Origin of the sequence: Paenibacillus sp. LjRoot56 (assembly GCF_964253335.1) — a bacterium.
GTDB lineage: Bacteria > Bacillota > Bacilli > Paenibacillales > NBRC-103111 > Paenibacillus_E > Paenibacillus_E allorhizoplanae.
Genome location: NZ_CAXURV020000001.1, coordinates 2128212 through 2142575, shown reverse-complemented (window position 1 = coordinate 2142575; position 14364 = coordinate 2128212). Strand labels below are relative to the sequence as shown.

The 14364-nt window shown below is 45.7% G+C and carries 10 protein-coding genes; all 10 read right to left on the bottom strand.

The window, feature by feature from the left end:
- Positions 1-35: 35 nt before the first annotated feature.
- The 10 genes from ACSQ8O_RS09550 to ACSQ8O_RS09505 all read right to left on the bottom strand — a co-directional run bounded on the left by ACSQ8O_RS09550 (position 36) and on the right by ACSQ8O_RS09505 (position 14070).
- A complete protein-coding gene (locus tag ACSQ8O_RS09550) occupies positions 36-806 on the bottom strand; it encodes a tyrosine-protein phosphatase (RefSeq protein ID WP_436241361.1) in 771 nt (256 codons plus the stop codon).
- Positions 807-1247: 441 nt separating this feature from the next.
- Complete coding sequence (locus tag ACSQ8O_RS09545; protein WP_236289440.1) at positions 1248-1571, bottom strand: hypothetical protein; 324 nt, start codon at positions 1569-1571, stop codon at positions 1248-1250.
- Complete coding sequence (locus tag ACSQ8O_RS09540) at positions 1543-1764, bottom strand: hypothetical protein (protein WP_436241360.1); 222 nt, start codon at positions 1762-1764, stop codon at positions 1543-1545. Before ACSQ8O_RS09540 ends, ACSQ8O_RS09545 begins: the two co-directional genes overlap by 29 nt.
- A 148-nt stretch (positions 1765-1912) precedes the next feature.
- The gene (locus tag ACSQ8O_RS09535) at positions 1913-3808 is read right to left on the bottom strand and encodes a PrkA family serine protein kinase (protein ID WP_056624593.1); all 1896 of its coding nucleotides are present in this window, start codon (positions 3806-3808) and stop codon (positions 1913-1915) included.
- A 177-nt stretch (positions 3809-3985) separates the two neighbouring features.
- Positions 3986-6274 (bottom strand): glycoside hydrolase family 95 protein, encoded by a 2289-nt coding sequence (locus tag ACSQ8O_RS09530; RefSeq protein ID WP_436241359.1) that lies wholly within the window; start codon positions 6272-6274, stop codon positions 3986-3988.
- Positions 6275-6285: 11 nt separating this feature from the next.
- A complete protein-coding gene (locus ACSQ8O_RS09525) occupies positions 6286-8121 on the bottom strand; it encodes a cache domain-containing sensor histidine kinase (RefSeq protein ID WP_436241358.1) in 1836 nt (611 codons plus the stop codon).
- Positions 8118-9137, bottom strand: coding sequence for a response regulator transcription factor (locus tag ACSQ8O_RS09520; RefSeq protein ID WP_436241357.1), 1020 nt, complete (start codon positions 9135-9137; stop codon positions 8118-8120). The genes ACSQ8O_RS09525 and ACSQ8O_RS09520 overlap by 4 nt, the downstream gene beginning before the upstream one ends.
- 79 nt (positions 9138-9216) lie before the next feature.
- The gene (locus tag ACSQ8O_RS09515; protein WP_436241356.1) at positions 9217-11337 is read right to left on the bottom strand and encodes a TIM-barrel domain-containing protein; all 2121 of its coding nucleotides are present in this window, start codon (positions 11335-11337) and stop codon (positions 9217-9219) included.
- Between the two features lie 18 nt (positions 11338-11355).
- A complete protein-coding gene (locus ACSQ8O_RS09510; RefSeq protein WP_436241355.1) occupies positions 11356-12318 on the bottom strand; it encodes a Gfo/Idh/MocA family protein in 963 nt (320 codons plus the stop codon).
- Between the two features lie 174 nt (positions 12319-12492).
- Positions 12493-14070 carry an extracellular solute-binding protein gene (locus ACSQ8O_RS09505; protein ID WP_436241354.1) on the bottom strand — a complete coding sequence of 526 codons (1578 nt, stop codon included), beginning with the start codon at positions 14068-14070 and terminating at the stop codon, positions 12493-12495.
- Between the last annotated feature and the right edge of the window lie 294 nt (positions 14071-14364).

The following is a 14364-nucleotide window of genomic DNA, read 5'->3' as shown; positions in this document are numbered from 1 at the left end:
CTAAAATTCACCTCTTTAAATTAGTTGTCTTGCATTTATTTGGATTTCCAAAACTGAAACCATTTCGGCTTCGACCAAACAGGCGATTGTGTCTCAATAGAAAGGTTATGTATGATCCTGTTGGCATTGTTTTGAAAAGAACTCACAATTCCTTGCCCTAGTTCTGAACGCAAAGCTTCATAGCCTTCGGCCAGTGCAAACCCACGATGTGCCGTGTTGTGTGCGTCTGACGAAATAAAATGTGCTAAGTGATTCCTGCATAAATCAAATGACAGTGATTCAATGGACTTACCGAAGTGACCGAGCAGGGAATGAGCCGTTACTTGACTCAAAGCACCTAGCTGCACTAATTCAAGAAGCTTCGTAGGATCCTGGGCAATCTCACGATTACGCTCTGGATGTGCGATAATTGGCACGATATCCAGTAGCGCAAGCTCGTGCATGACTTCATCTATTCCCGCAGGTATTCGATCTGATGGGAATTCCATAAGCAAGTAGCGTGAGCCATCTAACGTAGCAGTTCGCCCAGCTTCAAGATCGTCAATTAATCCCCGATATACGCGAATCTCTTGACCCGTATGGATATGAAGAGGAATATTCCTGTTATTAAGCTCCTCTTGAAACAATTTCACTTGCTCTACAACTAAAGTTGTATCGTTCGTGAATCTACCATTTTCATGATGGGGGGTTGCAATTACTGTATGTATTCCTTGTTCCACGGCTGCCCTTGCCATGTGAACAGCTTGCTCCAGATCAGATGCCCCGTCATCTAAACCTGGTAGTATATGACTATGTATATCAATCATAGGAGACCCCAATCACGTAAACAAACGATATAATTTCGACAAAAAATCAGGATTTAAACCATTTTTCTCCTAAATCTCTTACTGAAAGTGTAACATATATACGATGTGTTGCCTACCTTAAGGACTAGGAAACAAGTAGCAAACTCGTGAATTTTATGGAATATTAATCAAATTTTCACCTTTGTAATAGTTCCGAATTTTATGTGCAATTTATGCGGATTCTCTTACGAACTGCTAGAAAAGACTAAAATATCCTATTTTCCCATTTGATTCGACAAAGTTCTACAAACTACCTTTATTATTCGACATTATTCTTCATAGATTAAAAGGTTGAATTTTCTGTAAACTATAGTTTACATTTTCGCGAGATGATCCTGATAAAAAATAAGCCTCTTCCCATTTTTTTTACAAAAGAGGCGTTTAACATGGATTTCATCCTGATTATTTCTTAAATTTCATCAAATCACACAGCCCTACGAAGAATACAACGATGGTTGTGAATACGATTAGTCTGAAATCCCAAGCATTCGGAAACTCATTCATTTTGGTATCTGTCGCACGGAGAATAAGAACAAAAAACAATAAAAGCAAATCGAAAAACATGCAATAAGCCATCCTTGCTGAGAGTTTATGAAGTGGGAGTTTGTCCATCATTTTGCCGAATCCAAATAAATCGTTCCACTTCCCGGATTCAGACTTCGACTTCTGGGGGGTATTGTCTTTATCCTCTTGTTTATCAGCGATCGGTTTTGGCTCGGTTGACATTCTCCTTGCCAACTCCCTGCAATGACTCGACGGCATCCTGCCACATTAGAATGGCCCCTATGAAGCTTACACCTGCAATGAAAATCCCCCCCAACGGTGACAATAGCGATGGCTCCCAGGTCAAGATGATAGCTAGAAAGCATACTGCGATTAAAATATAAGCGCCTGTTATTTTCATTGAGTTCCCTGCCATAATCTTTTACACCTCCCTTATATGAAGCTAAAGTAGTATATGAGAGATTAATAGATTTCGTGTTAGGCAACAATCGGCATCCTCTGCACAGTGAAAAAGACCTAAGGGGTCGTCACCCGCTCAGGTCTTTCGCTTCAAGCACGTCAGCCTATCTATTCAATAAGCTTCCTACATAGCGCAGCAATTCATTGGCACATACCGGGCAATATCCATGCTCGTCGATGAGCTGCTTCGTCACATCATTAATTTTCTTCAACTGCTTCTCATCCGGCGTTTTCGTTGAGGTCGTAATCTTCACGATGTCCTTCAGATCTGCGAATAGCTTCTTCTCAATCGCCTCACGCAGTCGCTCGTGACTGCTATAGTCGAACCTTCTGCCTTTGCGTGAGTACGAGGAGATGCGGATTAATATTTCTTCGCGGAAGGCTTTTTTCGCATTTTCCGAAATACCAATTTGCTCTTCAATGGAACGCATGAGGCGCTCATCTGGATCCATCTCTTCGCCGGTCAACGGATCCTTAATCTTGCCCCAGTTGCAATAGGCCTCAATATTATCCAAGTAGTTGTCGAAAATAGTTCTAGCCGACTCCTCGAAGGAGTACACGAACGCTTTCTGCACTTCTTTCTTGGCAATATCGTCGTATTCCTTACGAGCTACAGAGATGAAATTCAGGAAGCGCTCCCGCTCATCCTTGGTAATCGATGGATGTTGATCCAGACCGTCTTTCAGAGCTCGCAGCACATCTAAGGCGTTAATACATTGTAGATCCTGGCGGATCAAGGCACTGGAAATTCGGTTAATAACATACCGTGGATCAATTCCGCTCATGCCTTCTTCTTGATATTCATTTTGCATTTCCTTCAGATCAGCCTCTTTGTAACCCTCGACAACTTCACCGTCGTACATACGCATTTTCTTGATCAAATCCATCCCTTGCTTCTTCGTTTCCTTCAAACGCGTAAGAATCGAGAAGATCGCGGCCACACGAAGCGCGTGCGGTGCAATATGGATGTGTGACATATCACTCTGTCCGATGAGCTTGTAGTAGATTTTTTCTTCATCTGATACACGCAAATTATAAGGGATCGGCATAACAATCATACGAGACTGCAAGGCCTCATTTTTCTTATTCGCGATAAAAGACTTATACTCCGTTTCATTCGTGTGCGCAATGATCAACTCATCTGCACTGATCAAGGCAAAGCGACCTGCTTTGAAATTCCCCTCTTGCGTCAGTGAGAGTAGATTCCAGAGGAATTTCTCATCACATTTCAGCATTTCCTGGAACTCCATGATTCCCCTGTTTGCCTTATTCAGCTCGCCATCGAAACGATACGCCCGTGGATCCGACTCAGAACCAAACTCTGTAATCGTTGAAAAGTCAATGCTTCCCGTTAAGTCGGCGATATCCTGCGATTTGGGATCTGAAGGACTGAAAGTACCAATCCCTACCCGGCCTTCTTCGGAGACAAAAACCCGCTCCACATGCACATCTTCAATACAACCGTTGTATTCCGTTTTCAAACGCATTTGGCACGATGGGCATAAGCTGCCTTCGATTTTCACATTCAACTCGCGCTCAATCTCTGGTCGCAGCTCCATCGGAATCAAATGAAGCGGCTCTTCGTGCATCGGACACCCTTTGATCGCATAGACTGCCCCTAAATCCGTTTTGGCGAACTGCTCTAATCCGCGTTTCAGCATGGTCACAATTGTGGATTTCCCACCGCTTACAGGACCCATTAGCAACAAAATACGTTTGCGAACATCTAATCGACGGGCAGCGGAGTGGAAATATTCTTCCACTAGCTTCTCAACGGCACGATCCAGACCGAAAATCTCTTGATTGAAAAATTTGTAGGATTTGTGGCCAACTTGATCGTTGATACCTTGCGAAGCAATCATGTCATAGACCCTAGAATGCGCAGTTCTCGCGAGTCCAGGATTACTGCGAAGCAATTCTATGTACTCCGCGAACGTACCGGTCCAGCTCAATGAATCCTTCTCCGTACGATGCTCTGAAATTCTTTTGAATATGTCCATGGGTACCTCCTTTCACTGCTGCCTTTAATGGCAATAGGTCAGCTCGTGATGGTGAATTGTGTACTACAATCCTATGCACCCAAGAAGGATAACTTGCCCGAAATTTTAAAATGTAACGGATTTCTCTCTTCCCGATTTATGAAAATGGAAATGACTAGGAATCCAAGACCATCTTCCCTATTTTCTGAAAATCTCATACTTACAACCCGCGTCAACTCGAAATTCGATAACCATATGATCCCTGTCGACTTGCATGTCTTCTCCTCCACAACGCACCAGAACAGCTTCACTTGTGCGCACTCTGCATAGACCAGAGACCGTTGCATGGATAACCGCTTCTGATAATTTGCCATCGGACCATGTAAGATCAATCACATATCCATTGCGCCCTCGCAAGCCGCTCACAGCCCCCTGAGGCCACGCAGAAGGCAGAGCCGGCAGCAAGGATAACTCATCCGCATGTGACTGCAGGAGCATCTCAACGATACCAGCAGTAGCCCCAAAATTGCCGTCAATCTGGAAAGGAGGATGCGCATCAAACAGGTTGGGATACGTTGATTTCCGCAACATGTGGCTCAAATGCGCATGCGACTGTTCGCCATCCTCGAGTCTCGCAAACATATTAACGATCCACGCGCTGCTCCAGCCCGTATGCCCGCCTCCGTTTGCTAATCTGCGCTGAAGGGTTGCTGCTGCAGCCTCAGCTAATTCTGGCGTTCGGTGCGGGCTTATTTGCGTTCCAGGATGCAAGGCAAACAATTGTGAAATATGACGATGACCAGGATCCTCCTCCGCGTAGTCCTCCAACCATTCCATGATTTGACCGTGTCTGCCAATCTGTGGCTTAGGCAGCCGCGCTAGCAGCTCCGTGAGCTGTTCCCGCAGTTCCCCATCCACTTGCAGCTGATCACTGCTCTGAATACATGCCGTGAACAACGCATGAATGATCTGCGAATCCATAGCGGGTCCCATGGTCAATGCCCCTCTGGTTCCATCTTCCAATACGTACACGTTTTCGGGTGAGACAGATGGACCCGTCACAAGCTGCCCATTCGGTGCTTCCACCAAATAATCTACGAAGAAAGCCGCGGCTTCCTTCAAGATCGGATAGGCTCTCCCCCGTAAAAAATCCTTATCTGCCGTAAATAGAAATTGCTCCCACAGATGCAAGCTCAACCATGCCGCTCCCATTGGCCAAATCACACAAGTTGGAAACAAGCCTTCTGGCCTTGTTTCTCCCCAAAGGTTCGTGTTGTGGTGAGCGACAAAGCCTGAGCATCCATACAGCTCCCTAGCGGTTTGCCGACCGCTTACTTGCATGCGTTCAATATGATCAAACAAAGGCTCATGACATTCGGATAGTCCGCATACCTCAGCTGGCCAATAGTTCATTTGCGTATTGATATTAATCGTGTATTTGGACTCCCAAGGCGGTGTGAAGCTGTCATTCCATATGCCCTGAAGATTGGCAGGTAAGCATCCCGGCCGGGAGCTGGCGATCAGCAAATACCGTCCATAGTGAAAGTAAAGCTCCATCAATCCAACGTCCGTATGCGAATGTGACTCTTGCAGCAGCTTCAATCGCTCATCCGTTGCCAAGTCATCTAACGGATCATGCTCCGTCAGTCGCAGATTCACCCGATTGAACAACGTCTGATAATCCTGAATATGCCGGCGCTCTAGTTCTTCCGTATTAAACAGCTCTGCAGCCGCGATATGCAGCTGACAGGCAGCTAATGGATCCGACTCTCGAAAGGTACTCGCTGCAGCAAGCAGCAACGTCACGGAACTAGCCCCTTCCACAGACAAGAAATCACCAATGACAGAGACAGAGCCTCCCTCAGCTTTTGCCTTCAGTACACAGGCATACTCGACACCGTGCTTCCCACATTCGCCGCTCATCCAGATGCTGTCAGCTGATATCCTGCCTGATTCTCCCTCGTAGGGTCTGCGATTCAGATTCGCCGAGAAGTTCAGCTGCCCAGGTTGATCACATGCCAGTTGGATGACAATCACTTGATCGGGATAACTGGCATACATCGTTCGATGGTAGGTAACTCCGCCCACCTTATAGCTCGTACGAGCAACGGCATTTTTGATATCCAATTCTCTGCGATACCCTTCAACTTCACCCTTTTGACCATGAAAATAAAGCCTCAGGTCACCCAAAGGTTGATACGGATTATAATATTTTGGCGTGGAGAAAAGAGCCATTCGCGTTAATCGCGTGGCCTCCTCCACCTTCCCTTCAAAAAGCATCTCCCGAATTCCCTCCAAGTGACGGGAACCATCGGGGTTAATCCCATCCTTAGGACCTCCGTACCAGATGGAATCTTCATTTAACTGAATGCGTTCCTCCTGTACGTGACCGAAGATCATCCCGCCTAACCGACCGTTTCCGATCGGAAGCGCCTCCACCCACAACTTAGCAGGCTGCAAATACCACAGTTTCTCACGATTGTTCAAGAATACGCCCCCTATCCAACATTTGGCTTATCACTCTGTTTAGGCGATGCAGGCATCACCATGATCATTTTGGTCCCCTGCTCTGCCACGCTTTCAATCCTGAGTCCATAGCTCTCCCCATAGACCATTTGAATACGGCGATGGACGTTCAGCACACCTATGCCACCCTTTTTGCCTGCTTCATCTGTTTCCGTATCCGCCAACCGATTTGCATTCAATTTCGCTTGGAGCTGCGTTAATTTGGCCTCCGTCATCCCTGAACCATTATCCTCAACACTGATCCAGAAAATCCCGTCAACAACGCCTCCGTCAATGCGAACGAAGTGGTAATCTTCCAACCCGTCAGGAAAGGCATGCTGGAACACATTTTCGACTAAAGGCTGGAGGGTCAAACGAACCATGACATGAAGCAGATACTCCGGTTTTATGGCAACATCAATCTCGAAATCGCGGCCGATTCTGTGCTTCAGAACGACAATATAATACAAGACATGCTTCAATTCGTTAGCAACGGTAATCTCCTCGAGATTAGTTTGAACCGAGTAACGCAGCATGTACGCCAATGCCTTCACGATTTCAGATATTTCTTCTGATTCTTGAATCGTGGCATAGCAAACAATGGTCTCAAGTGTGTTGTACATAAAATGAGGATTGATCTGCAGCTGCAGAGATTGATACTCCGCTTTCTGGCGTTCCATCCGAATCTCAGAGTTGCTGATTTCAACCTGAACCACGCGGTCAACGGCTTCGGATAGCCGCTTAACCATCAAATTGTAGCGCACCATCAACTCAACAATCTCATCCTTGTGAGGGGGGAGTGGAATCGTAGCCCAGTTTCCTTTCTCCGTCTCTCTCATCCCGCTTTTCAGTACTTGAATCGGCTTCGTAATTGATTTACCGAATCTGTACGCAAGTAAAATCGCCAACACCAATGTAAATAATCCGACAATCAAAGTTGTTGAACGAATGTTCGTTAATGGCTTACGCAGTTCACGCAGCGGCATGGAGACGACAAGCTGCCAATCCGAATAATCGGACTTCCGGCTCACATACATGCGTTCATCCCCCTCACTGCTGTCAATGAAGGAAGACGTGCCTGCCTTTTCCATCTTTTCTACAAACGCTTTTGGGACATCGGACCCGACTTTTTCCCCATCTGGATGATAGATATATCGGCCTTTATTATCAATGATAAATAAGTACCCATATTTACCTAAATCAATCCCTTTCCATAGAGCTGACAGATCAGCCGATCGCATCTCAATAGCGAGTATGCCACTCAGTTCAGGCGAGGTAAATCCTCGAAAACGACGAACTAACGTAAGCATTTGATTCTCTTGACCTTCAATGATGGTATGGTTCAAAATACTTAACTTACCGTCAGCCGTTGTATTGGCGAGAAAATATTCGCGCTGTTTCCGCTTATCCTCGGCATTAAAAGATTGCTCACCTACACCGTTATAGTAATAGATGGCATTCAGTTTATCGCTAAGCACATATACGGATGACAACTTCGGATTACGGATGAATAACGGATCAACACTCAGTTCACGTATCGTTTTCCGAGCAATATAATAGTCATATTCCTCCCGATCTGCCTTCAAATCTACAAACTCCATAACCTGTCTGTTTGTCAAAAGGGAGACAATCGACCGCTCATAATCCTTCAAATACAAATCCGTGTGATGAACCGCATTTCCGACGATTTGGTTCATTTGGTTCTCCACCATCTCCGCTAATTCGCCGGAAGAAGTCATGTAGGAGAAGAAGCCGACACTGCTAAGCGAAAGAATGATAACAATCAAGAAATAAACGAATATTTTCTTCGTTAACCCTCTAATTTTCATTTGATACCCAATCCTGCACGATATTCAGAAGGCGATACACCGACAATTTTCTTGAAGGTTTTTGTAAAATGCGGGTAATCGTCGTACCCAACATCTGTGGCTACATCCACGATTCGGACATAGGGAATGGCCAACATTTCCTTCGCTTTCATCATTCTTTTATTAATCCGGTACTGAACAAAGGTCTCATGTGTGACTTTTTTAAAAAGCGAGCTGAAATACGTCGGTGTCAATCCGACCATGGCCGCAACTTGATCCAACGTGATGTCCTCCGATAGCCTGCTGTCAATATAGCTTTTGGCCTCTTCCATCGGATCTTTAAAGCTTCCACTTCGAACGGCTTGCAAGCCCTTGGCCATTTGAATTAAACCTTTATTAAATGTGTCTACAGCTTCCTTCACACTATCTGCCTGCAAATAGGCTTGCGCGATGGAAGGTGAGTAGTTACGGGCTTGGAAGCGCTTGACTAACAAGGTATGACAATCATCCAATAGTTCTTTAAGTCCAGCCAATGATAGTTGCACAGAGAGACAATAGTCACGCCAACGGTCGATTAGGCTGCCAAGCTCCTCCATTTGCAAAGCCCATATTTGCTGCTCCATCTGATCAATCCACTCAATATAACGGGAAGGCGGCATGTAGCCGCGTGAAGGCTCTTTAATTAACTGATTCAACATGTCATGGACATCCGCTGTCGTAACTGGTTTCAACATATAATGACGTACACCATAATTCATACTTTTTTGCGCATATTCAAAATCACTATACCCGGATATCACAACTGTTTTGATTTGCGGGAAATCTTCATGAATGATTCTGCAGAGCTCTAATCCGTCCATTTTCGGCATACGAACGTCTACTAGCACAAGATCAGGCTCGCAGGCTCGAATTCGCTCCAACGCTTCCACGCCATTCTCAGCTGTCTGAATTCGCGAGAAAGCAGGTTGGTACATTTCCGCCATCTTCACGATTCCTCTGCGTATGACAGGTTCATCATCTACGATCAATACATGCATGTCCAGACCTCCCTAGCATCGCTCAGAATCAATACCCAATTATGATAACTCACCGTGATCGCTTCTTCAACGGAAGGTGCTACAAACGAATTTGTGCGAAGCGCCACGTGACAGTGCTGTATGCTTGCGGTATTTCCGTCGGTCCAGTAAGTCGCCCTTCATAGGAACCATCTGCCTCTTGGGTGACTGTTGCTTTCCACAAGCCACATACACCTGTCTCATAGTCAAACGATTCCCCGTCATCGTCATATAAATTCCCTTCACCGACAGCATCACCGAAATGAATCAGCTCAAGTGGAACTTGCGTTCCTAGCGGTGGGACATGCGACAGCGCAGGCATCATCGGAATGACAGATCCATTTCTAACAAATACTGGAATTCGTTCTAGACCGCATTGAATCCGAATGATACAACCACCTTCGTATCGTTCCCCAGTCTCTAATCCATACCAGATTCCCGAGGGGAGCAGAACTTCTCGCTCAGTCTCTCCTTCGACAAGTGGAGCAACTAATAGGGCATCTCCAACCATGTATTGGTCGTCCCATTCTCTCACTTTCTTCTTGCCATAAGCGCCATCTGTCGTGTTCAAGGTTTGCTCAGCTGCTTTAGCTTCGATCGCCTCAGCTTCTGCGATTTCTGCTGGTGACATCACAAACGGCATAGCACGGAAAGGTGGAATCCCCTTCTCTCGATATGCTGCGAAAGCCGTATACAAATAAGGCAGCAGTCTCATCCGCAGCTTGATATAGTGGCGAACCGTGTCCTCAACCTCTGGGAAAGACCACGGTTTCGTGCCATCCCCCCAAGCGTTGAGCATCGCAAGTGGCGAGAAGATGACCGTTTGCATCCGTCTGACCCAGTCTTCGGCATTCCTAGCTCTTCGCACTTCCGGCGTCCACAGCAACCCGCTGAAAGAGGCGTTACATACACCACGAATGAATTGCTTGTGATCGTAAAGATCAGAATACAAGACATAAGGCATGGAGGAAGCCGCGGTATTCGAGGCCCTTACTAGCCCGTAGGTTCGCCGGTTTTTACTGCGGAATAGCTCTGTCGTCATCTTTTGGAACATTAACCCGTACATTTGTCTCATCTGCTCGCCATCAAGACCCGATGGAAACTGAGCGTGTCCTGGAAACATCCAGGAGTTATTGGTCAAATCACTGCCGTCACATTCATCCAGCTTGTAACCAGCTACCCCGATATTGACATGTTGTTCTTCATGCTGCTTCTTATAAAGCGACACAGCTTCAGGCAGCGAATAATCCGGCGCAAGCCCTCCCCATACCGAGTGACTTCCCGACAGCGGCTTCAATTCTTCATACAACTCACTCTTCGGTGATACAAAGGGATGCTCCCATAAGTTCACACGGAAGCCTTTACGATCCAGTTCCTTTACGAATTGTTCAGGTTCAGGGAATCGGCTTTTCTCCCATTCATAGCTGACTGGGTAGCTTAGGCTGTGCCAACCAGGTTCGAGTCCAATGACATCACAGGGCATATCATGCTGACGGAACTGCTCTGCTTCTTCGAGCACTTGTCCGTCCGTATACAGCGTCGGAACCCGATGCCAGAAGCCAAGTCCCCACTTCGGAGGCAGCGTGCCTCCACCGCAAAACAAATTATATCTTGCTACGACATCAGAAAGGGTTGGTCCGCCAAACAAATAAACGTTTGCACCTTCCCTAGGTAGTTTGATCTCCACTCGCGATGCCACTAGTGTCGCTTTCCATCCCTTATCGGTATTGCGATCACGTATATCCTCGCTTAGCGTTTCCTCTTGTCTCATCGTTGAACCGCAATACATCGTAACGATTCGCGAAGTATCCACCAACACGCCATACCCGAGATCACTTATGTAGAAGGGTACTGGCGCATGCGTCTCCCCTGTATCTTGTTTAGGATCACTGTTTACCCGCAAATAACGGTTTCTTCCGCGTTGATTCATTCGTAATAATTGAAGGCCTGTCCCATACAGCTTCTCCGTACGATTAAGCGGTATAGATAACATAAGATAATCACCAAGATCCTCGATTTCAATGTCTTCTCTTGTAAAAGGAGGATTCACTTGCGGAAGCTGCTGCAGCGCCTCTGTTTTCGGTAACACCTCCATCAAAGAGAGCGGTGTTATGCCCTGCGGATTTCCAATCATAAGGCGCCATACCCCTGGTGCTGATTGTTGCCAATTTGATGCTAGCATACTCATTTCCCCAATCCTTTATATTGTTGGAACTTCAATGGACATCGTTCTGCCGGACGCATTAGCCAACTTCGTGTAATGAACGAGTGCTTGGGTTTTCAAATAATCCCTGCCGCTCGTTTCCGCTTCGCGTCCTTCACGGAGTGATGTCAGAAATTCAGCCAGTGTATCTGTTTCATCGACACCACTCATGTCATCAATCACTTCAACTTTGCCATCCCGAATGAGACGAATTTCTTTATCGACGACTTCCATAGCGCCCTCCGTTCCTTCGATTCGCCAATTGCCGCTCCATGGCGTCTCCGTTCCTCTGGCCGAGATGGATGCGTTGTAGGTCGCTGTAATGCCATCCTCTAATTCAAATAAAGCATACGCATTAATAAGCGCTCCTTCTTCTTTCCAAGCACCAATTGGATTGTACAGCTTCGATTGCACTGACTTTCCTTCTCTACCCGTGAAATAGCGGATCATATCTAAGTGATGCACCCCGATGTCATCCAGAATACTAACGGTATATCTCCGCTGAACATGGTGGTATCTGTAGAACTGTATATCCATAGACGAAATACGGCCGATGACCCCTTCGTTCAAGAGCTGTTTCATTTTACGAATATAAGGCATCCTGCGGTAATTCTCTGCAATCATAAATGGGATCTTCTCCTTGGCAGCTCGAGCTACGATCTCGATGGATTCCTCATAATCAAAGGAAATCGGTTTCTCGCACAATACAGCCAACTTATGGTCAAATGCCGCATGGTTCACTGCTGTGTGCCGCATAGGTGAAGTTACATTGACTAGAAAATCAGCCTGTTCGTTCTGCAAAGCCTCTTCTAATGAGGTGTAAAAAGGGAACGGATCATCCAGCATCTTCTCTTTCATTGCTAGATCAACCTCAACAACAGCTGCTAATAATCCTTGATCTCTTAGACGTTTATACCAACTGAACCCGGCTGAACCTAAACCAACCAATATCGCTTTCATGTATGAATTACCCCCTAAGTTCCATAGATTTTAGTTGCCTTCATTATAGGAGATTGACCGTCCAAGAAAAACGTATAAACTTACGGCAGTATGTGTTTTTTTACGATTTCCGCATAAATAAAGACATCCCTCCGCGAATTATACTGCGAAAGGGATGCCTCTATTCATAGCTCGTTATTTCGTGTCAATCATAATCGCGCCTTGCTTCTTGTTCCAACGATCTGTCGCTTCTTTAATAATTTCGGTACCGCCTTTGGCTTTATACTCTTCGATCACTTTCGGCCAATCGGAAATCGGCTCTTTGCCATAAATCATTTTGATCATGTGATCGACGATAATTTTCGGACCTACGTCTGGCTGAGGCGCTGCAAGATCTGGGAATTTAGCGAAGCTGCTCAAATCAGGATAGAATCCAATGCCAGGTAAACCTTCCTTCGAAAGAATATCGTCAAATGCTTTCAAGGTCGTTTTTCCATCATCATTTAGCTGCATTCTTGGTTTATTGTAGGTAGAGTCATGTACCGCCCAAAGTGTTCCACTGCGGAACCCTTCTTCATCAATATCTTCCTTCGTTACTGGGAATTTATAGTTAATCGCACCACTGCTGTCCTTCGTATAGGTATCGCCTTCAATCCCAAAGGTAAAGAATGTTTCTGCATCCTTGGAAGTCATCATCCACTCGAACATTTTGATAATTCCGGCAGCTGTGTCTTGCTTCACATTTTTATTAATATAGAACGTTCGAACGACAGGCGAATAGAGGAAGTAACCACCTTTACCTTCTGGTCCCTTAGGAGAATCAATGATATCCGCTTTAAAGTCCGGGTTGAGCGCTCTTAGCTTGGTTTTGGACCCCGGTAAGCCGGAAGCATTCTGCGACCAAATTCCAGCTTTCCCTGCATCTAGGCTTTTGTTGTAATCCGTAGCGGAAATGGTAGCGAATTCCTTCGGAATCAAGCCTTCATCGTACATTGTTTTATAGGCGGTTAGTGCTTTCTGTACATTTTCCGAATCGAAAAATTTAGGAACCACTTGACCATCCACGAGTTCAAATTGATCTTTATACGGCAGTACGTCGTAAGCTCCTAGAAGAACGTCCGCATACTTGAAGTTTTCTCTCATTTGATACGGACTCTCGACGCCAAGCTTCTTGAAAGCCCTTAGGACATTCAGAAACTCATCTACCGTTTTGGGAGCTTGAAGTCCCGTTTTAGCTAGCAAATCGGTACGAATGTAAGTGGCACGACGGGAAGGATTGCTCAAATATTCGGGAATGCCATAAATCTTTCCGTTATACGAAACACTCTCCCACGCTGCTTTGGGTACCATTTTCAACAAATTCGGTCCATACTGCTTCAACAGATCGTCCAGCGGCATGAACACACCATTCTCAACCGAACCTGACATCGACTTACTGCCAGGACCACCGATACTGCCAACAACATCAGGAATATCATTACTTGCGAACATCACCCCGAACTTGGCATCTTCGACAACCCTAACATCCAAATCCGTATTCGTTAATTCTTCCAGCTTCAAGACCCACTTGTCCTTGTTTAAATCGGGAATTCGAGTGTGATAGCCTGTGCTGACTGTCGTTGGAAAAAGTAATGAGAATTTGACCGGTGCTGCTTTTACGTTGCCTGATGGCTGTGGTGAAGCCGTGCCTGCCACTTTCCCGTCTGAGGAACACGCGGTTAGTGCGGTAGCTGCCATCATGACGGCTAGACTTAGACTGATTGTTTTTTTCATTGAAAGCCCCTTCTTTCTTCATTTACTGTAAGCGATTCCATCGATCTGTGATTATCATAACGATTACGATCCGATTTCTGAATGTATAAATTTAAGACGCTATGTGATTTTATACGATTGAAGAAAGACCTGAATTTCGATTCCAAAGTGCCATCACGATCACGTTTGTCTCCAACGTAATAAGCTCTCCGTATTTAGATGGAGAAACTACAGCTAACATTCACTAGTTTCCTGTGTTTTCGCGAATAGCTGGAAAAACTACAGGTAATATATCTGTATTTTGAACTATCGAGC

What these genes read in the sequence shown, in the direction of transcription:
- ACSQ8O_RS09550 (WP_436241361.1), bottom strand. Translation starts at nt 806, where the DNA reads ATGATTGATATACATAGTCATATACTACCAGGTTTAGATGACGGGGCA.
- ACSQ8O_RS09545 (WP_236289440.1), bottom strand. Translation starts at nt 1,571, where the DNA reads ATGTCAACCGAGCCAAAACCGATCGCTGATAAACAAGAGGATAAAGAC.
- ACSQ8O_RS09540 (WP_436241360.1), bottom strand. Translation starts at nt 1,764, where the DNA reads ATGGCAGGGAACTCAATGAAAATAACAGGCGCTTATATTTTAATCGCA.
- ACSQ8O_RS09535 (WP_056624593.1), bottom strand. Translation starts at nt 3,808, where the DNA reads ATGGACATATTCAAAAGAATTTCAGAGCATCGTACGGAGAAGGATTCA.
- ACSQ8O_RS09525 (WP_436241358.1), bottom strand. Translation starts at nt 8,121, where the DNA reads ATGAAAATTAGAGGGTTAACGAAGAAAATATTCGTTTATTTCTTGATT.
- ACSQ8O_RS09520 (WP_436241357.1), bottom strand. Translation starts at nt 9,137, where the DNA reads ATGCATGTATTGATCGTAGATGATGAACCTGTCATACGCAGAGGAATC.
- ACSQ8O_RS09515 (WP_436241356.1), bottom strand. Translation starts at nt 11,337, where the DNA reads ATGCTAGCATCAAATTGGCAACAATCAGCACCAGGGGTATGGCGCCTT.
- ACSQ8O_RS09510 (WP_436241355.1), bottom strand. Translation starts at nt 12,318, where the DNA reads ATGAAAGCGATATTGGTTGGTTTAGGTTCAGCCGGGTTCAGTTGGTAT.
- ACSQ8O_RS09505 (WP_436241354.1), bottom strand. Translation starts at nt 14,070, where the DNA reads ATGAAAAAAACAATCAGTCTAAGTCTAGCCGTCATGATGGCAGCTACC.